The organism is Marinobacter sp. CP1, assembly GCF_001266795.1.
Lineage (GTDB): Bacteria > Pseudomonadota > Gammaproteobacteria > Pseudomonadales > Oleiphilaceae > Marinobacter > Marinobacter flavimaris.
Map to the genome: position 1 here is coordinate 355,107 of NZ_CP011929.1, position 18,975 is coordinate 374,081.

The 18,975-nt window shown below is 58.5% G+C and carries 21 protein-coding genes; 3 read left to right on the forward strand and 18 right to left on the reverse strand.

Going from position 1 to position 18,975, the window contains the following annotated elements; all coding sequences use genetic code 11:
• Positions 1-13 precede the first annotated feature (13 nt).
• The 6 genes from ACP86_RS01640 to flhA form a co-directional block, all read right to left on the reverse strand.
• Complete coding sequence (locus tag ACP86_RS01640; protein ID WP_053115437.1) at positions 14-799, reverse strand: protein phosphatase CheZ; 786 nt, start codon at positions 797-799, stop codon at positions 14-16.
• 20 nt (positions 800-819) lie between these two features.
• The gene (gene cheY, locus ACP86_RS01645; protein ID WP_008173086.1) at positions 820-1,203 is read right to left on the reverse strand and encodes a chemotaxis response regulator CheY; all 384 of its coding nucleotides are present in this window, start codon (positions 1,201-1,203) and stop codon (positions 820-822) included.
• Positions 1,204-1,365: 162 nt separating this feature from the next.
• Positions 1,366-2,109 (reverse strand): RNA polymerase sigma factor FliA, encoded by a 744-nt coding sequence (locus ACP86_RS01650; protein WP_014577616.1) that lies wholly within the window; start codon positions 2,107-2,109, stop codon positions 1,366-1,368.
• Positions 2,110-2,140: 31 nt separating this feature from the next.
• On the reverse strand, positions 2,141-2,953 hold the full coding sequence (locus ACP86_RS01655; RefSeq protein WP_041646273.1) for a MinD/ParA family protein: 813 nt from the start codon (positions 2,951-2,953) through the stop codon (positions 2,141-2,143).
• Between the two features lie 68 nt (positions 2,954-3,021).
• A complete protein-coding gene (flhF, locus tag ACP86_RS01660; protein WP_053112466.1) occupies positions 3,022-4,329 on the reverse strand; it encodes a flagellar biosynthesis protein FlhF in 1,308 nt (435 codons plus the stop codon).
• 60 nt (positions 4,330-4,389) lie between these two features.
• Positions 4,390-6,570, reverse strand: a complete 2,181-nt coding sequence (gene flhA, locus ACP86_RS01665) for a flagellar biosynthesis protein FlhA (RefSeq protein WP_053112468.1) — start codon at positions 6,568-6,570, stop codon at positions 4,390-4,392.
• 218 nt (positions 6,571-6,788) lie between these two features.
• Here flhA and upp point away from each other — a divergent pair, with 218 nt between their 5' ends.
• From upp to ACP86_RS01680, 3 genes are read left to right on the forward strand one after another with little or no spacing between them, the layout of a single operon-like run.
• The gene (upp, locus tag ACP86_RS01670) at positions 6,789-7,427 is read left to right on the forward strand and encodes a uracil phosphoribosyltransferase (RefSeq protein ID WP_008173081.1); all 639 of its coding nucleotides are present in this window, start codon (positions 6,789-6,791) and stop codon (positions 7,425-7,427) included.
• Positions 7,428-7,429: 2 nt separating this feature from the next.
• A complete protein-coding gene (locus ACP86_RS01675; RefSeq protein ID WP_053112470.1) occupies positions 7,430-8,686 on the forward strand; it encodes a uracil-xanthine permease family protein in 1,257 nt (418 codons plus the stop codon).
• Positions 8,667-9,104: a hypothetical protein gene (locus tag ACP86_RS01680; RefSeq protein WP_053112472.1), complete on the forward strand. Its 438-nt coding sequence runs from the start codon at positions 8,667-8,669 to the stop codon at positions 9,102-9,104. The genes ACP86_RS01675 and ACP86_RS01680 overlap by 20 nt, the downstream gene beginning before the upstream one ends.
• Before the next feature lie 382 nt (positions 9,105-9,486).
• Here ACP86_RS01680 and flhB read toward each other — a convergent pair whose 3' ends face one another.
• From flhB to ACP86_RS01740, 12 genes are all read right to left on the reverse strand, one after another.
• A complete protein-coding gene (gene flhB / locus ACP86_RS01685) occupies positions 9,487-10,623 on the reverse strand; it encodes a flagellar biosynthesis protein FlhB (protein WP_053112474.1) in 1,137 nt (378 codons plus the stop codon).
• A 6-nt stretch (positions 10,624-10,629) separates the two neighbouring features.
• Positions 10,630-11,415 (reverse strand): flagellar biosynthetic protein FliR, encoded by a 786-nt coding sequence (fliR, locus tag ACP86_RS01690; protein WP_053112476.1) that lies wholly within the window; start codon positions 11,413-11,415, stop codon positions 10,630-10,632.
• A 3-nt stretch (positions 11,416-11,418) separates the two neighbouring features.
• A complete protein-coding gene (gene fliQ / locus ACP86_RS01695; RefSeq protein ID WP_053112477.1) occupies positions 11,419-11,688 on the reverse strand; it encodes a flagellar biosynthesis protein FliQ in 270 nt (89 codons plus the stop codon).
• Positions 11,689-11,696: 8 nt separating this feature from the next.
• Positions 11,697-12,473 (reverse strand): flagellar type III secretion system pore protein FliP, encoded by a 777-nt coding sequence (gene fliP / locus ACP86_RS01700; RefSeq protein WP_053112480.1) that lies wholly within the window; start codon positions 12,471-12,473, stop codon positions 11,697-11,699.
• Positions 12,474-12,477: 4 nt separating this feature from the next.
• Positions 12,478-12,927: a flagellar biosynthetic protein FliO gene (gene fliO, locus ACP86_RS01705; protein WP_053112482.1), complete on the reverse strand. Its 450-nt coding sequence runs from the start codon at positions 12,925-12,927 to the stop codon at positions 12,478-12,480.
• A 1-nt stretch (position 12,928) separates the two neighbouring features.
• On the reverse strand, positions 12,929-13,411 hold the full coding sequence (gene fliN / locus ACP86_RS01710) for a flagellar motor switch protein FliN (protein WP_053112483.1): 483 nt from the start codon (positions 13,409-13,411) through the stop codon (positions 12,929-12,931).
• Positions 13,404-14,402, reverse strand: a complete 999-nt coding sequence (gene fliM / locus ACP86_RS01715) for a flagellar motor switch protein FliM (protein WP_053112485.1) — start codon at positions 14,400-14,402, stop codon at positions 13,404-13,406. Before fliM ends, fliN begins: the two co-directional genes overlap by 8 nt.
• A 36-nt stretch (positions 14,403-14,438) precedes the next feature.
• Complete coding sequence (gene fliL / locus ACP86_RS01720) at positions 14,439-14,948, reverse strand: flagellar basal body-associated protein FliL (protein WP_008173070.1); 510 nt, start codon at positions 14,946-14,948, stop codon at positions 14,439-14,441.
• Positions 14,949-15,113: 165 nt separating this feature from the next.
• On the reverse strand, positions 15,114-16,304 hold the full coding sequence (locus tag ACP86_RS01725; protein ID WP_008173069.1) for a flagellar hook-length control protein FliK: 1,191 nt from the start codon (positions 16,302-16,304) through the stop codon (positions 15,114-15,116).
• A gap of 153 nt (positions 16,305-16,457) precedes the next feature.
• Positions 16,458-16,805, reverse strand: coding sequence for an Hpt domain-containing protein (locus ACP86_RS01730; protein ID WP_008173068.1), 348 nt, complete (start codon positions 16,803-16,805; stop codon positions 16,458-16,460).
• The gene (locus tag ACP86_RS01735; protein WP_008173067.1) at positions 16,798-18,555 is read right to left on the reverse strand and encodes a PP2C family protein-serine/threonine phosphatase; all 1,758 of its coding nucleotides are present in this window, start codon (positions 18,553-18,555) and stop codon (positions 16,798-16,800) included. The genes ACP86_RS01730 and ACP86_RS01735 overlap by 8 nt, the downstream gene beginning before the upstream one ends.
• Positions 18,556-18,579: 24 nt before the next feature.
• On the reverse strand, positions 18,580-18,885 hold the full coding sequence (locus ACP86_RS01740) for an STAS domain-containing protein (protein WP_053112487.1): 306 nt from the start codon (positions 18,883-18,885) through the stop codon (positions 18,580-18,582).
• Positions 18,886-18,975: the final 90 nt, after the last annotated feature.

Genomic DNA, 18,975 nt, shown 5'->3' on the forward strand with positions numbered 1-18,975 from the left:
TTACCCTCATTATTCAGAAACCGAGACTGGACAACAGGTCGTCTACGTCGTCCTGCCCCGAAACTACATCTTCACGCTCATCGGCCTTGATCTGGGGCCCGACGCCCTTCTCTGCAGACTCTTCTTTTTCTTCAATCTGGTGCACCGTGCCCGTGAGCTGGTCCACATGACTGGCCATCACCACCAGGCTGAGCATCTGCTCCTCAACCTCTTTCACCAGGGCGGTGACCTTCTGGATGACCTGACCTGTCAGATCCTGATAGTCCTGAGCCAGCAGGATTTCCGACAGGTTGCTGTACATGGTGTCGGCATCGGTTGCCATGCTGACAAAAAAACGATCAATCCGGCCGTACAGCTCGCGAAACTCAGCCGGCTGCATTTCCCGGCGACGCAGGCGCTGCCACTCATCACGCAACGCGGCGGCCTCGTCTCTGAGGGCATTGGCCACCGGCATGGTTTCCTCAACCAGGTCCATGGTCCGGTTGGCTGCTTCACCGGTCATCTGCACAACGTATTCGAGACGATCAGAGGCATCAGTCATCTTTGACAGTGCTTCCTGCTGCTCGGCGTTACGGGGATCAATCTGGAAGTTCCGGATTGCTTCGTGCAGGCTCCGCGTCAGCCGCCCTACCTCACGGTACAGACTCTGATCCCTGACCTCGCTGAGTTCATTGATCAGGGTCATGGCTTTGGCATAATCACCCGCATCAACACTCTCGGCCAGTTCCGCTGCCTGCCGCTGGAGCTTTTCCGTCACCTCCGGTTCAAGGCCCCGATGGTTCTTTTTGCTATCGCTCATGAGAGCCATCCGACCTCTGGTTACTGGATTCTTTCAAAGATTTTCTCAATCTTTTCCTTGAGCACGGCAGCGGTGAACGGCTTGACCACATACCCGTTTACGCCTGCCTGGGCAGCGGCAACGATCTGGTCGCGCTTGGCCTCAGCAGTTACCATCAATACCGGCAGGGTTTTCAGATTCTCGTCCGCCCGAACGGCCTTGAGCAGGTCGAAGCCTGACATGCCAGGCATGTTCCAGTCGGTCACCAGAAAATCGTATTTGCCGCTTTTGAGCATTGGCAGTGCCGTGTTGCCGTCGTCAGCTTCATCGGTGTTGGTGAAGCCAAGATCACGCAGCAGGTTCTTGATGATCCGTCGCATTGTGGAGAAGTCGTCCACAATGAGGATTTTCATGTTTTTGTCCAATGGGACCTCCAGTTAGTAACACCCGGAATTCGTTTGACCTTTGCGTTCAAAGTCTAGCAGGCCGCTGTTTTAACCGCTTATTGTCGGACCTTTGCTTCGGTTGTAAAGCATCGGTTACCAAAAACTACAGACCACCTCGTTGGCGACACAGACTGAACGCGGTCAGTTGTCCGATTCCTGACGCCAATCCGAGAGCCGCCCCCGAAGGCGCAGGGCTGCCTGGCTGTGAATCTGGCTTACCCTGCTCTCACTGACGCCGAGCACCGCGCCAATCTCCTTGAGGTTCAGTTCTTCCTGGTAGTAAAGGCTCAACACCAGCTTTTCCCGCTCCGGCAGGTCTTCAATCGCCTCAGCGAGGCTCCGCCGGAAGGCATCGGAGGACAAACCCTCAAGGGGATTATCCTGCGTCTCTGTCTGTTCTATCGGCAGCTCTCCGGATTCATTGAGCTCGTCGAGGCTAAAAAGTCGACCGCTGTTGGAATCGGAAAGGTAGGAGTGGTATTCGGGCAGCCCCATGCCCAGCTCTTCGGCCACTTCCTGATCGTGGGCTTCGCGGCCAAGTCGATCTTCAACGGCTTTGATGGCCTGGGAAATGCGACGGGCGTTGCGATGAACAGAACGTGGCACCCAGTCACCCTTGCGGATTTCGTCCACCATGGCGCCGCGAATACGGATACCGGCGTAAGTCTCGAAGGTAGCACCTTTGGTGGAGCTGTAACGCTGGGCGGCCTCGAGCAGACCAATCATGCCGGCCTGCATCAGGTCTTCAAGCTGGACGGACGCCGGCAGGCGAGCCATCAGGTGAAGGGCAATTTTCTTGACCAGCGGCGCGTGCTGCTCAATGAGCTGAGCCGGCTTCTGCGCACTTGACTGGTTATAGATTCCGAGGTTTTTCGCCAATGTCATGTATCCGGTTTTTTGTTTGACTGGATCCGATTCAGACTTCGACGAGCCGCTCCACAAAAAATTCCAGATGCCCGCGGGGAGAGGACGGCAACGGCCAGCTATCTACCTTGTCCGCCAGCGCCTTGATGGCCAGTGAAGCTTTCGCCCTGGGATAGGCGTCCAGCACCGCACGCTGCCGCTGAACCGCTTTCTTCACGGCCTCATCGTAGGGGACTATTCCTACGTATTGTAGTGCCACATCGAGGAAGCGCTCGGTGACCCGGGTCAGTTTTTCAAACAGATGCCGGCCTTCCTGCTCATTCCGGACCTGATTGGCAAGAATACGGAAGCGGTTGGTTCCATAATCACGGTTCATCAGCTTGATCAGGGCATAGGCATCGGTGATCGAGGTCGGCTCGTCGCAGACAACCAGCAGCAGCTCCTGCGACGCTCTCAGAAAACTGACCACTGACTCGGAAATACCGGCGGCGGTATCAACGATCAGGACATCGATCTGATCACCCAGTTCGCTGAACGCATTAATCAGCCCGGCATGTTCCATGGGGCTGAGCTGGGTCATTCGTTGGGTACCGGAAGAGGCGGGGACAATCTTGATGCCACCGGGACCATTCACCAGAACGTCCTTCAGATCACAGTCGCCCGCCAGAACATCCTGGAGGTTGCGATTGGCAGTGATGCCCAGCAAGACGTCGATATTGGCGAGCCCCAGATCGGCGTCGAGCAGCACCACTCTCCGGCCTTTCTGCGCCAGGGCGATTCCGAGGTTCACCGACACGTTACTCTTGCCGACACCACCCTTTCCGCCGGAAACTGCAATCACCTGTACCGGATGTGCTCTGCTCATACTGTTTTTGGTCTCTCGCCACGTTTCGCCGGCTTTGTCTCCGACGCCTGCTGTCAATCTGTCCGGTCTCAGGCGTGCTCTTTCAGGCCCTCTGCGACCGCTTGCTGTTGCTGGAGTGTTTTCAGCCGATCCACGGCCAACCGCACCAGCGGAACGGCTTCTGCGTGGTGCAGGTCTTCAGGAATCTTCTGGCCGTCTGTGTAATAGGCTACCGGCAGACCGGTTTCCATCACAAACCCGAGAGACTCGCCCAGCGTCAGGGCCTCGTCGATTTTGGTCATCACACAGCCCGCAAGATTTGCCATCTTATAGCAATGCCACACGGATTTCATGATGCGAGGCTGACTGGTTGCCGAGACCACCAGATGGGTTTTGATATTGTGATGGCTGCGAGCCAGTTCGGCCAGCTGTTCCTGGTAGCCTTTGTCCGCACTGGTCAGTCCGGCGGTATCAATCAGCACCAGATGACGGTCTGACAGTTCGTCCAGAATATCGTCCAGACTGTGACTTTCATCCACGACCCGAACCGGCACATTCAGGATCCGACCGAACACGAATAACTGCTCGTGCGCCGCCACCCGATAGCGATCCGTGGTAACCAGGGCCACGGAATCGGAGCCATGCTTGAGCACGTAACGAGCGGCGAGTTTTCCGATGGTGGTGGTTTTCCCGGACCCTGTCGGACCCACCAACGCATAGGCGCCGCCCTCATCCAGCCACTCCATTCGGGAGGTCCGAACCCCGGTACACAGCATTTTCAGGGACTGCTTCCAACCGTCTTCCAGGCGCCCCGCCTTGTGACGACGGGAAATTGACCCCGCCAGATCACTGCCGAGGCCGAACTCCTGCAAGCGCTCGGCAAGCCTCTGCTGCACGGCGGTGGTCGCAGAAACCTCCGGCTCCTGTTGCGGCCGATGGCCCTGCATCATGTCTTTGAGCGAGCTGATCTCGGCCCGCATCTGCGCCAGCTCATCGGAATAGGCTTCCCTCGGCGCCTGTGGCAGAGGTTCAATATCACCAAAACCACCGCTCACCTCTTCCTGAATGGCAGCGAACGAACCGGCGTAGCTCGCGCCCTGCGATGCCCGCTTTTCCCGTACTTCACGGATGCGGTCCCGGGACCGGCTCAGCTCGTCCTCAAGACGCCTGTGCTGGTCGGCCTGCATCTCGGCCAAGCGGGACCCGTTGGTGGCTTCTTCTGCCTGGTTGCCCAGTCGCTGGCGCGCCATATTCTCGTCATAGTCCAGCGCCGTCACAATTTCGACACCGCCGTCGACCCGACGATTGGAAAGGATCACGGCGTCCGGCCCCATCTGTTCACTGACCTGCTTGAGCGCCTCGGCCATGGTCTGAGCAAAAAACCGTTTTACTTTCATGATGCCTCTTCCTCCACCGGCAACGCCGTGCCGGCGCTGTCCGCTCTGTCATCCGCGCCGTTACTGGCCAACGGACGCCACGATCGTAATCTGTTTGTTATCCGGAATTTCCTGGTACGAGAGCACATGGAGCCGCTCTACCCCGTAGCTGGCGAACTTCGCCAGCACCGGCCTCAGGGGCCCGGACACCAGCAGAATGGCTGGCTTGCCGAGCATCTCCTGACGCTGGACGCTCTCCTGAAGCGAGCGCTGGAGTTTTTCAACCATATTCGGCTCCAGGACCAGGCCAATATCTTCCTGTCCGCCGGATTGTTGACTCTGTTGAACAGACTTCAGCAATAACTGTTCCAGATCCGGATCCAGGGTGATCACCGGTATCTCCGATTCGTTGCCGCAGATACTCTGGACAATCATCCGGCGCAGGGACTGCCGCGCAACGGTGGTCAACAGCTTCGGATCCTGACTCTTCGGATGCACGTTCACGATGGCCTCGGCAATGGACCGCATGTCTCGGATCGGCACTTCTTCCTTCAGGAGGTTCTGCAGCACTTTCAGCAGCAGACTGATGGATACGGTGGTGGGTACCAGTTCCTCGGCCAGCTTCGGAGAAATCTTTTCAAGCTGATCCAGCCATTTCTGGACTTCCTCATGGCCCAGCAGCTCGTGGGCGTGTTTCTGCAGTACCTGGTTAAGGTGGGTCGCGACCACCGTACTGGCATCGACCACGGTATAGCCGAGCGTCTGGGCCTGGTCTTTCTTGTCTGGCTCAATCCAGCTGGCGTCCAGACCGAACGCCGGATCCTTGCCTTCAATGCCTTCTATCTTTCCGAATACCTGACCGGGGTCGATGGCCAGTTCGCGGTCCGGATGGATTTCCGCTTCGGCAATGGTCACGCCCATCAGGGTGATGCGGTAGACATTGGGCATCAGATCGAGGTTGTCTCGAATGTGGACCGAGGGCATCAGGAAGCCGAGATCCTGGGACAGCTTTTTACGAACGCCCTTGATACGACTGAGCAACTGGCCACCCTGTGACTTGTCCACCAGCGGGATCAACCGGTAACCCACTTCCAGACCGACAATATCGACAGTGGACACATCGTCCCAACCCAGCTCCTTGGTCTCTCCGGGGGCCGGTAGTTGACGCCCCTGATCGCCGCCAGCATCACCGCCTGGAGGCAGATCACGACCCGCCGGCCGTGGAGCCGCCCCGCCCGCGCCCCTAGCCGGGAATGCGCCATCTTCTTCGACGGTCTGTCTCTGGTGCTTCCAGATATACCAGGCAGCGCCGGCGGCCAGTGCACCCAGACCCAGGAAGGCCACGTGGGGCATTCCGGGAATCAGACCGAGAATGATCAGGATAGCGGCGGCAATGGACAGCGCCTTGGGCGCACTGAACATTTGCTGGAGGATCTGGCCGCCCATGTCCTGGCTGGAGGTAACCCGCGTTACCATGATTGCAGCAGACGTGGACAGCAGCAGCGAGGGAATCTGTGCCACCAGGCCGTCGCCAATGGTCAGCAGCGCATATCGCTCCATGGCCAGCCCGAAATCCAGGCCGTGCTGCAGCATACCAATGGCAATACCGCCAATGATGTTGATCGCAAGAATCAGCAGGCCGGCAATGGCGTCGCCCTTCACAAACTTGGACGCACCGTCCATGGAGCCGTAGAAATCCGCTTCCTGGGCGATTTCGGCACGTCGATGCTTGGCCTCATCCTGATTGATCAGGCCGGCGTTCAGGTCCGCATCAATCGCCATCTGCTTGCCTGGCATGGCATCCAGCGTGAAACGGGCGCTCACCTCGGAGACCCGGCCGGCACCCTTGGTCACGACCAGGAAGTTGATGATCATCAGGATCGCAAACACCACCAGACCCACGGCGTAATTGCCGCCGATCAGAACGGCGCCGAAGGATTCGATCACTTTACCGGCGGCATCGCCGCCTTCGTGGCCGTTCAGCAGAACAATCCGGGTGGACGCCACGTTCAGGGCGAGACGCAAAAGTGTGGCTACCAGCAGGACTGTCGGGAAGGACGCAAACTCCATCGGCCGCAGGGCGTAGACACACACCAGCAGAATGACAATGGACAGGGTGATGTTGAAAGTAAAGAACACGTCCAGGAGGAACGCCGGCATGGGCAGAATCATCATGCCCAGCAAGCCCATCAGCATGATGGGTATGCCCAGGTTGCCCCGCGTCAGGGTTTTGACGTTATTGAGGACTAAAGCTCTGTCCATGCCGGATACTTCTCCGATTGGCCGTGCCTGCAGGCGTTTTGAAGGTCGAAAATCTGACACCGGAGCGTCGTTTGGAAGGGTTATCGCAAGATCCGTACCACCCCTTAGGGGATTTCCGTTAAGCAGCCATTTGCGGCCTGACTCGCCTTGCCAGATGCGGTATCCTTGCGCCATTTGATCGCGACGCCAAAATTCCAACCAGACACACAGGTGACCCCATGCCAATCCACGAGGTAAAACACCCTCTGATCCGCCACAAGCTCGGCATCATGCGCCGTGCGGATATCAGCACCAAGAATTTCCGGGAGCTGGCACAGGAAGTCGGTGCACTCCTGACCTACGAGGCCACCAAAGACTTCAATCTGCAGGAAAAGACCATCGAAGGCTGGGCAGGGCCGGTTAACGTGGAACAGATTCACGGCAAGAAGGTCACCATAGTGCCGATCCTGCGGGCCGGCCTTGGCATGCTTGACGGTGTCCTCAGCCTGATTCCGGTGGCCCGAGTCAGTGTTGTCGGCCAGATCCGCAACGAGGAAACCCTCGAGGCCAGCACCTACCTTGAAAAGCTGGTGGGCGAACTGGACCAGCGTATGGCCATGATTGTCGATCCGATGCTCGCCACCGGCGGCTCAATGATCTCCACCATTGACCTGCTCAAGAAGGCTGGCAGCACCGAGATCCGGGCCCTGGTTCTGGTCGCCGCGCCCGAAGGCGTTGAAAAGGTTCTGGAGAAACATCCGGACGTATCTATCTACACCGCCTCCGTTGATGAGCGCCTCAACGACAAAGGCTACATCCTTCCGGGTCTCGGCGATGCCGGCGACAAAATCTTCGGCACCAAGCAAAAGGACGTTTAAGAATGCAGGACCATACCAACGACCCGGTCTGGAAACAGGCCATTGCTGGCTCCCAGATGCTGCTGGTGGCGTTCGGCGCACTGGTTCTGATGCCCCTGATTACCGGACTGGATCCCAACGTGGCGCTGTTTACCGCCGGTCTGGGCACCCTGATTTTCCACATAGTCACCGGCGGCCAGATCCCGATCTTCCTGGCCTCGTCCTTCGCCTTCATTGCCCCGGTGATTGCCTCCAAAGGCCGGTTTGGCATGGAAGAAACCCTCGGCGGGCTGATGGCCGCGGGTATTCTCTACATTTTCCTGAGTGGCCTGGTACGCCTGCGGGGCACCGGTTTTGTCCGTCGCTTGCTGCCGCCCGTGGTCATCGGCCCGGTGATCATGACCATCGGCCTCGGCCTGGCACCGGTTGCGGTTCACATGGCCTCGGGTCGCACCGGTGACGGCGCCACTCAGTTGATCCCCTACGACACCGCCATCTGGATCGCCATGATCTCTCTGGCCGTGACCATCATCATGTCGGTCTGGTCGAAAGGCATTTTCCGGCTGATTCCGATCATGTTCGGCGTTATAACCGGCTACATCCTCTCCGCGTTTGCCGGTATCGTGGATACCACGCCAATCCGGGAAGCCGCCTGGTTCGCCGTTCCCAACTTTGTTGCGCCGGAGTTCAGCTGGGGCGCCGTGCTGTTCATGATCCCGGTCGCCATTGCGCCGGCCATCGAACACATCGGTGACGTGCTGGCCATCGGCAACGTGACCCGAAAGAACTACCTGGAAAAACCGGGCCTGCACCGCACCCTGCTGGGTGACGGCCTGGCCACCAGCGCCGCCTCCATGCTTGGAGGACCGCCCAACACCACCTACTCGGAAGTCACCGGCGCCGTTATGCTCACCAAGAACTTCAACCCCAAGGTCATGTGGTGGGCTGCCTGCATCGCCATTGTTCTGGCTTTCGTTGGCAAGTTCGGCGCAGCACTGCAAACCATCCCGGTGCCCGTCATGGGCGGCATCCTCTGCCTGCTGTTCGGTTCCATTGCCGTCGTTGGCCTGAACACACTGATCCGCCACCAGGTAGATCTTTCGCAGTCTCGCAACCTGGTTATCGTGGGCGTTACCCTGGTGTTCGGTATTGGCGGCATGGTGCTCGGGCATCTCGAAGGCATCGCGCTCTGTGCGGTGGCTGCCATCATCCTGAACCTGATACTGCCCGGCAGCCGCGAGGCATGGGGTAAAGCCGTCTATGAGCAGAAAGCCGACTGACAGCTCCGGCATGCCCCCCCGCGGCATTCGGTTACGGCAGAAACACCCTCTGCTCCACATGGTCGAAGCCGATCTGCCCGACATGGCCGCCCGCAAGGCCCTCCGCCTGATGGCCACCGGCCGACTGGCCGCCGCCATGGCCAAACGCCCGGGCTCGGTTTACCTCTCCGAAAGCTACTACCAACCCCGCCAGCCGGTGCTGAACACTACCCTCAAAGTGCTCGGTGGCGTCCTCGGGGCCGTTACCCGTAGCGAGGTACCGTTCCACTTCCAGACCGACGAGCAGGCCCGCAAGCACTTCCTGTCCTGCGGCTTTACCTCGACCACGGTCCATGACCCGCGGGCCTCGTATGGGATACTGCCGATTCCGGAAAGCCGCGGGGAGCCGATGGTTCGGGTTATCGAGGCTGGTTGCTGATCTCGCCTTCCACTCCTGCCCCAGCCTGATGATTTAGCGGGAAGAGGTTTGTGGGGCTGCCTCCCAAAAACCGCTACGAGCACATCCATGTGCGCTTGGCGTCGGCCATCCATGGCCGCCGACATTTTTGGGAGGCAGCCCCACAAACCTCGCAAACCTGACGGGAATCCGCCAAAAGATCGTGAGTTGGATGAGTATTTTTCAGCGATATCGAGGGGGGGGGTTGATAAGTGGTTGTGGGTGGCCTTTTAAGGACTGTCTGTGGCCATGGATGGCCACAGTCAAGCGCACATGGATGTGCTCGTAGCGTGTCCTGAAAAGGCCACCCACAACCGCGCTAACTCCCAAACCCGCAGGCTACCAAAAGGAACCCAACTCCAAACTAGACGTCGCGCCGCAAGTCCGAGGGAATCGGGAAATCAGGCATACCGGGCTTAGGCCCACGCCCCTTGCGGAACTGACGCAGCTGGAACACATAGGCGAGCACCTGGGCAATGGCCATGTAGAGGCCATCGGGAATCTCCTCGCCGATGTCGGTGTTGTGGTACACCGCCCGGGTCAGCGGCGGCGTTCTCAGAATCTCGACTTTGTTCTCACGGGCAATTTCCATGATCTTGAAGGCTACCTCATCGGCGCCCTTGGCCACCACTATCGGCGCGGCCATCGCCTTCTGATCGTATTTCAGGGCAACGGCGTAATGGGTCGGGTTAGTGATCACCACATCTGCCGTAGGCACGTCCTGCATCATGCGGCGCTGGGCCATTTCACGCTGGAGTTGGCGGATCTTGCCTTTGACCTCGGGTTTGCCCTCGGTGTCCTTGTATTCGTCTTTCACCTCCTGCTTGGTCATGCGCAGTTTTTTCTGGTGATCGTAGATCTGGAAGGGTACGTCGATCGCCGCGATGATGATGGTGGCGCAGGAAAGCAGGAAAAAGCTCCAGGCGATGGTCCAGAGTACATGTTCCATGGCCGGCACCACCGGCTCCTCGGCAATGGCCAACAAGTCTTCCGTGCGCAGATCGAGGATCAGAATGGCCAAGGCCATTACCAGACCGACCTTGGCAATGGCCTTTACCAGCTCGATAAGGGAGCGCATTGAGAACATGCGCCCGAGGCCCTTGATGGGGTCCATGCGATTGAGTTTCGGGGCCACGGCTTTGCCGCTGATCAGAAGGCCGCCGATGCCGATGGAGCCGAAGATAGCGGCGATCAGCAGTAATACCAGAATGGGAGAGAGAGCCCAGGCCGCTTCCTTGGAGGATTCAATGAGCTGCACGCTCATGTGGCGCATGTCGAAGATGGCGGAGCGTTCGATAACGAAGCTATCTCGCATGATCGCCTCCAACGAGGCTCCCAGGCTGGCGCCGAACATCAGCATGCCGCCGGCGCCTGCCAGGAGGACGGCCATGGTGGCCAGCTCTTTTGAGCGCGCAGTCTGGCCCTCCTCCTTGGCCTTTTCGAGCCTTCGGGGGGTGGCCTCTTCCGTTTTTTCCTGACTGTTGTCGTCTTCTTCGGCCATGAGTCTTTACGGCTGCCCCTGCAGTCCCCGCATGAAATCAAAGGTTTCCCGGGCGTACTGATCGAAGTGCGGCAGAAAATTGGCGTGCAGCACCCATATGGCAAACAATCCAAAAATCAGGCCAATCGGGAAACCGAGGGCGAAGATGTTCATCTGCGGTGCCGCACGGGTCATCACGCCGAAGGAGATGTTGACGATCAGCACGGCGGTAACCGCCGGCAACGCCAGGAGCATGGCGGAGGCAAACATCCAGCTGATCCGGTGGGCCAGTTCCCAGACGCCGTTCTGGCCCAGGCCTTCCATGCCGATAGGCAGGGTCCGGAAGCTTTCGATAAAGACTTCGAAGGCAACAAGGTGTCCGTTCATGGCCAGGAACAACAGGGTGATGGTGATGGTGTAGATCTGGGACAGTACGGGCACGTTCACACCGTTGGCCGGATCGACCATTGAGGCAAAGCCCAGCCCCATCTGCATGGCGATCATCTGGCCGGCAATCACGAACAACTGCCAGAGTGCGGTCAGCGCAAAGCCCATGCCGACGCCGATGAGTATCTGCTGCAGGGTAATGACCACGGCATCGGCGCTCAGGGCTTCCACCTGAGGAACGGGCGGTATCATGGGCGCGATGAGTATGGTCATCAGCAAGGCCAGCCCGAGACGGATCCGGGCCGGCACCAGCTGGGCACCGAAAATGGGGATCACCATCAGGAAGCTGGCCAGGCGGAACAGCGGCCAGAGGTGCTGGCCGACCCATTGGCCGATAACGTCCGCGCTGATTTCCGCCGGTATCATCCGTCAGCCGATCAGGTAAGGGATGCTGGAGATCAGGCGGTTGGCATGGTCCAGCAGTTGGGTCAGCATCCAGGGTCCCCAGACGATGATAACGACAAGCGTGACCAGCAGGCGTGGCAGGAAGCTCAGGGTCTGCTCGTTTATCTGGGTCGCCGCCTGGAAGGTGCTGACAACCAGACCGATAATCAGACCCGGTCCGATGATTACGGACGCCAGCAGGACTATCAACCAGAGTGCTTCGCGCAGGATGTCGATAACCGTTTCCGGAGTCATAAGGCCTCCTATATTCCGTAACTGGCAGCCAGGGTGCCCATGACCAGGGCCCAGCCGTCCACCAGCACAAAGAGCATGATCTTGAACGGCAGGGAAATGATGATCGGCGACAGCATCAGCATACCCATGGCCATGAGAACACTGGCCACCACCATATCGATAATCAGGAACGGGATGAACAGGATAAACCCGATCTGGAACGCGGTTTTGAGCTCACTGGTTACGAATGCCGGCATCAGTATCCAGAAGGACACGTCCTGCGGTGTATCGTACTGTGTGTCGGAGATCCGCATGAACAGGGCCAGATCACTCTCGCGGGTCTGTTCCAGCATGAATTTCCGGAACGGCTGGCTGGCAAGCTCAACCGCCTCCAGGGAGGTCACCTCTTCCTGCATGTAGGGTTGCAAGGCGACGCGATTGGCCTCCTCCAGCACCGGTTTCATGATGAAGATACTCAGAAACAGGGCCAGCCCCAGAAGAATCTGGTTCGAGGGCGTGGACTGCAGGCCGATGGCCTGACGCAGGATCGCAAACACAACGATGATTCGGGTAAACGAGGTCATCATCATGAGCATCGCCGGCAGGAAGGTGAGCGCAGTCATCAGCGCCAGGATCTGCAGGGTTACCGAGTATTCCTGCGCGCCTTCGCCTTCTCCGGGCGTTACGGTAAACGCCGGTATACCCGGGATGCCCGACGGCTCCTGGGCCAGGGCCAGAGGTGCCCAGGCCATGCCGGCCAAAACAATCAGGGGTGGAAGCAGTCGCTTGATGGTTGCGTCAAGCATGGGCCTAATCATTCCTTGTCGGGGAGGTCCAGGATTTGCCGATCATGCCCTGCAGGCGACGGGCAAAATCACCGGAACCGGCGCTCCCGGCCTCGACAACCGGCTCGTCAAACACATGCAGAGTCCGGATCGCCGATGGGGTAATACCCAACAGGATCTGTTGGCCGCCCACCTCAATCAGGGCAATACGCTCGCGAGCTCCAATGGCCATCACCGACACCACCTTGATGGCGTTACTGTTCATGCCGGTCATGCCGTTCATCCGGCGGATGATCCAGGCGCAGCCATAGATCACGGCAACCACGGCCACCAGACCCAGCCCCAGGCTGAGAATGGTTCCGAGGGTATCCGGGGCTCGCACCGGCGAATCAGGCGCAGCAGTCTTTGCCGTTTCCTGGGCAACAACCGGATTGATCACAAGCAGCGCCAGTGCCGCAGTCACTCTGGACCACATGTTACTTCTGCAACCGCTTGATACGTTCGCCCGGGCTGATCACATCGGTGAGACGGATGCCGAACTTTTCATTCACCATGACCACCTCGCCATGGGCGATCAGGGTACCGTTTACCAGCACGTCCAGCGGCTCGCCCGCCAGCCGGTCAAGCTCGATAACCGAGCCCTGGTTGAGCTGCAGCAGGTTCCTTATCGGAATCTCAGTGTTGCCCACTTCCATGGAAATGGTGACCGGAATATCGAGAATAACGTCGATATCCGGAGCCGGGCCTCCCCCTTTCGTGGGTTCGCTTCCGGTTTCAAACTCCTCCATGGGGGCAGCCTGAACATCATCCTCGGCCTCGCCGGCCTCTGCCATCGCAGCGGCCCACTCGTCCTCGCGTTCGCCCTCATCACCGGACTCTTCCATGGCGGCTTCCCACTCGGCAGCCAGCTTTTCGTCTTCGCTGAGCTCCTGCTCGTCTTTCTTGTCGTCGTCAGCCATTGTTTCCCACCTTCAATTGTTTCTTTACCTTGGGCCTTGATGCCCGCTCATGAATCCGCAGTGCCAGTTTCCCGTCACGGGTCCCCAGAGTTGCCTTGTAAACGGGGATGCCGTTGGCGGTGACCGTCAAATGCTCGGGCACCTCCACCGGGATAATGTCACCGGCTTTCATCTTGGCGATGTCCCGCAACGAGATCCGACGGCGACAGACCGTCGTGTTGATCGGAACGTTGACCTCTTTGATGTCTTCCTGGAGCGCGTTCACCCAGCGCTCATCAACATCGTCAATATCACTCTGAACCCCGGCATCGAGCACGTCGCGGATGGGCTCGATCATGGAATAGGGCAAGGCAAAATGCAGCTCACCGCCGCCGCCGTCGAGTTCAATGTGGAAGGTGCTGACCACGACCACCTCACTGGGGCTGACGATGTTGGCCATGGCCGGGTTCACTTCTGAGCTCAGGTACTCGAAATCCACCTTGAGGACCGCGTGCCAGGCTTCCTTCATATCGTGGAACACCTGATCCAGAACCATCTGCACGATGCGGGTCTCGGTCGGGGTGAACTCGCGACCCTCGATCTTGGCGTGCCGCCCCTCCCCACCGAAGAAGTTGTCCACCAGTTTGAAGACCAGCTTGGCATCCAGCACGAACAGCGAAGTGCCGCGCAACGGGCGGACTTTGCACAGGTTCAGGCTGGTGGGCACGTACAGGGTGTGGATATACTCGCCGAATTTCATGATCTGGACGCCTCCGGTGGAGACATCGGCGTTGCGACGCATCAGGTTGAACAGGCTGATCCGGGTGTAACGGGCAAAGCGCTCGTTGATCATCTCCAGGGTCGGCATCCGGCCCCGAACGATGCGGTCCTGACTGGCAAGGTCGTAGTTCTTTATGCCGGTATCGTCAGTCTCTTCATAGGTATCAATGTCACCGTCATCCACCCCGTGGAGGAGGGCATCGATTTCATCCTGTGACAACAAGTCCTGCATACGTAGTCCTGCCCGTGAAGTACCTTGGCCCGTGCGCTATTGCACGACAAAATTTCTGAATAACACCCGTTTGATGGCGGGCTCGCCTTCCTGCTCCAGAACCTGATTCACCGTGGTCAGCATCCGCTCGGCCAGGCCACTGCGGCCCTCGGGCGTCTGCAGCTCGTTGAAGTTACTGCTACCAAGGACTGTCACCAGCTGGCTTCGAATGAGAGGCATGTGCAGCTTGGCAGCTTCAAGCGCCTGTGGATCGGTGGACTCCAGCGCCAGATAAGCCTGGGCGTAGCGTTGGCGACCCTCAGCCTGAACCGTGGTAACGATGGCTTTTTCCATCTGGTAGTAGCTGCTGGGAATAAAGGTTTCCTCTGCAACCTCGGTTGCGTCACCCTCTTCCTCCCCCATGCCCGGAAGACCGCCGCCCAGGAACCACAGGGTACCCACCACAGACAGCACAATGGCCAGGATCACCACCACAACCAGCATGATGATCAGTTTCAGTTTTCCCTTCTTGGCAGGAGCCGCTTCAGATTCGTTATTTTCAGCCATAATGTTCGCTTTGCCAGAAATCCGTCACGGGGAGCAATTTTCCGCGACTTTTCAGGATTGGATGCAAAGGGCGGGCCAGAACACCCAACCTTCCCGTTCAGAACAGCAGTTTAGCGTTGCCGGGAAGGATGGGCAAAGGAGATTGGAAGAGAATATCGAAGGGTATCAGGCGAAGATGTCTACTTCGCCTTTCCAGCTGAGATCAAGGCTGCCGGAGCTGATGCCTTCATCGTCCTGATCGCCAGCGACCAGCGATGCCGAACCGCCACCGGAGCCATTATCGTTTCCGGTGCCCTGCTCGCCGGTCTGCTGGCGAGGCGAATCGGAAACATCGAAGCCTGCCAACGACATTCCCTGCTCACCCAGCATATCCCTGAGCCGGTGGGAATGCAGTTCAAGCTGGTCACGGACCACGGGATTGGCCGAATGGACCGTAATACTCGCCTGCTCGTTCTGCACCCGGACCTTGACCTCCATGGGGCCCATGTCCGGTGGTGTCAGGTGGATTTCGGCAACCGACATGTTACGGGCAGTCAGCCAGCTGAGCTTGCCCACCAGTTTGTCGCCCCACTCTGCATGGCCTACCGGCACATCAATGGACGTAGCATAACCTCGTAATGGCGCAGCGTTCTCGGCCGTCAGTTTTGCTGCCCCATTGGCATTATTGGCCGCTTGCTGGGACACCAGATCCATGGCGGACTGGAAGCGGCCAGAATTGATCAACGAGCCGGAATCCGCATTGCGGCCGGAGTCGGTGAGCACTGAGGCCTTCATGACATCTGTCAGTGTCGCATCGCCGGAAACACCGCCGGATCCGGACTGAGCTTTCTGACCCGAGGCCCCTGTGAGAAGGCCACTGAACAATCCGGCAACGGAATTCGCTTGGCCCGAAACACCGTTGGCAGCATTGACGCCGACTCCCGGCATTGTAGCTGACATGGCGGACTCACCGGCACCTCCGGCTTTTGGATTCAGCCAGGACTGCAACTCGACAAAGGTAAGGGGAAGCGCCGTCGGCTCTGATTTGCCATCACCTGCTACAGCGGCCCAGTCCGCGTCCTGTGATTCAGCATCCGTGGCAGCGTTGGCTTTTTCGCCACCCTTTGGATCAGCGTTCGCGTTTGCTTCCGTTTTCGTCTCTGAAGGTGTGTCCCGGGCCGCCCGGGATTCATCGGCAGATCTGGCCTCAGCGGCCCGATCCGCCTTCTGGCGATCGAGCCGCTTTTGCTCAGCCTGGGAGACAGAGTCGAAATCGCTTTTCCTGTCAGCCGGATCTCGGCTGGCTCCGGATTTTGACGGGCCGGGATCTTGTTGCGTCCCGGGCGCGGGGGTTTGGGGAAGAACCATCTGGGCCATGGCAACCTCTTGCCGCTTTTATCGCATTGTCGCCCTCACCTTGCCGGACTTGGCCGGTGCATGGGCGGTTAATCCACTCAATGCGAAGGACAAAGCAATTGTGATGCCAGCGCACACCTGCTTCGCCTGACAAACGGCCTGAATAGACCTGATTCACCCCACCATCAAGCCATCCAGGCCTGCGATTACCTGTTCGAATTCCCGGGCGATGTCATCCAGTAATCCCGAGGCATCGTCCAGCCGGGATTCCTTTCCTGCGATTTCCGCCCTCAGGCAGAGATCGCCAAGTCGTGGGGCGCCAATATTGATACAACTGCCCTTGAAGCTATGGGCCGTCTTGGCAAAGGCGTCACTATCGTCAGCCCTCAGGGCTTCTTGCAATCCCCGAATCCTGTCGCGGGAATCTGCAACATAGGTCTGTATCAGCACTTCGAATTCGTCCTCCATGACGTCTCGAAGCTCAGCCAGTGCCTCCTCGTCCAGGTGTGGTTTATCAGTCATCTCGATTCTCCGCTGTACGGGCGAACTGCCAATCGTAGACAATTTCAACATGATTGCCCTGTTCATGAAACCTGATGGTCTCCGCCAGACGTTTCAACAGCAGCAGGCCCCGCCCTGCATAGCGCCCGCTCATGGTTGGGGAATTACCGGGGGCCACGCTGGGATGATTGTGAAAATCAAACCCTTGGCCGCTGTCCTCACAGATAACACGAAGCCGACCTCCATCCGGTTTCAGGGAATGGTGCAGTGTGAACCGGATGTAGTGACCCTCCACGTTGGCCAGGCGCCGATTGCGCTCCGCGTAGTAGCGGCCAAAGCCCTCCGGTGAGTGCTTCCATTCTGACGGGAGTTCCAGAACACCGTGCTCCAGCGCGTTGTTGTAGAGTTCCGCCAGCAGGGTATAGATTTCGCCGCTCTTCCGTCGAAGACCCGGCACCTCCATACAGATATGAAGCAACAGAGGCAGGGGACTGAACTCTCCGAGGGTCCTTTCCCGGATTTCATAGCTGCAGCGCCATTCCGCCGGCCCGGCAAGAGCAGACGGTGCGGCACGATCTGGCAGGGTAGCCAGCCCCGCCTCGTCCATCATTTCCAGACAACAGAGCGTCAGGTCATCGCCATCCTCAAAGTTGCCGGTGAACCGGTGAACCGCGGACATCATGGCATCGAACGGATGGTCCCCATCGTCCAGCCGGTCAAGCGTGCCGGTAACGCCCTGCTCACCGAACACGTTGCCGGCGCTGTCGGCAGATTCCAGAAAGCCGTCGGTCATCATCAGCACTCTGTCGCCAGGGGCGGCACCAACCCTCTCGAAATCGGCATTGAACTGATCTGGTGCAAGGATACCGAGGGGAAGATGCCGCGATGGCAATGCCAGGAGTTCTCCGGTGGTCCGGATCAGCCAGCCATCCGGCAGACCGCCGTTCCAGATCTGCAACTGATTAAGTTTGAAATCCGCCTCAATCATGGCGCCACAGCAGAACATGCCCGTCGGCAGAATCCGTTTGAGTTTCTGGTTGATCTCGCGCAACACGTCCTGGCCGTTAAAACCCTTATTGGCCATGCCGTAGAAGATCTCGGCTACAGGCATGGCGCCGATGGCAGCCGGCAGACCATGGCCGGTGAAATCCCCCATGAAGATCAGCATCCCGCCCGCCGGCCGGGGCGAGGCAAACAACACATCACCATTGAAAATGGACAGGGGCGAAGCGTGATAACGAATATTGGAGGCATCCAGGCAGCCGGAATGAGCCACGTTATCGAAGACCCGTTTGGCGATTTCCTGCTCTTCGGTAAGTTGTCGGTTGCGCTCACGAATGAGATCCCGCTGATCCGAGAGGGTCCGGTGCATCAATCGCATTCGGTTGAAAGCCTTGATCTTGGCTTCAATGATGATCCGGTTATAGGGCTTTCCCAGGAAGTCATCGCCACCGGCCTCCAGACATCGGGCCAGGGCACCGGCTTCAGACAGGGAGGTCAGGAAAATCAGGGGGACCAGCCGTTCGCCAGCCAGGAGCTTGATCTGACGGGCCGCTTCCATGCCATCCATGACAGGCATCAGGGCGTCCAGCAGCACCAGATCCGGCGCCTCCCGCTGGAAAACAGAGACCGCGTCCAGTCCGTTTGCAACATCAAGGACTTCGTGCCCCAGTCGCTTCAGCAGTGTTTTGAGGATCAGGCGATCGCTGTCTGAATCGTCAGCGATCAGTATTCTCAGGGGACGGCTATGTTCTGCAACGGAATCATCCATGAGTACTCCGGCAGTCCGCGAGCATCAGCGGATATTGAAAAGTTGCTCGAAATTGGAGATTGAAAGGATACGACGGACATCGTTATTGCAGTTTTCGATGACGATTCCGGCACTGTCACCTCCGGCATAATCACGGAGCAACAACAGCATTCCCAGCGCCGAGCTATCGAGGTAGGTGGTGTCAGACAGATCCACAATGTAATTCCGGATGTGCGGATCACCGTGCTCGTAAGCATCACGGAACGCCTGATGGGTGCTGAAGTCGAAACGCCCCTCTATCCTGATAACAAGAGTCTGACCGTCATCATCGCGGCGCGTCTGGATCGGCATTCCAAAACCTCCCGGGCTATCAAGAGCAGCATTTGACCGGCGTGTACTACCAGCCCTACATCCGATAAGGATAGCTGAGTGGTCTGATTT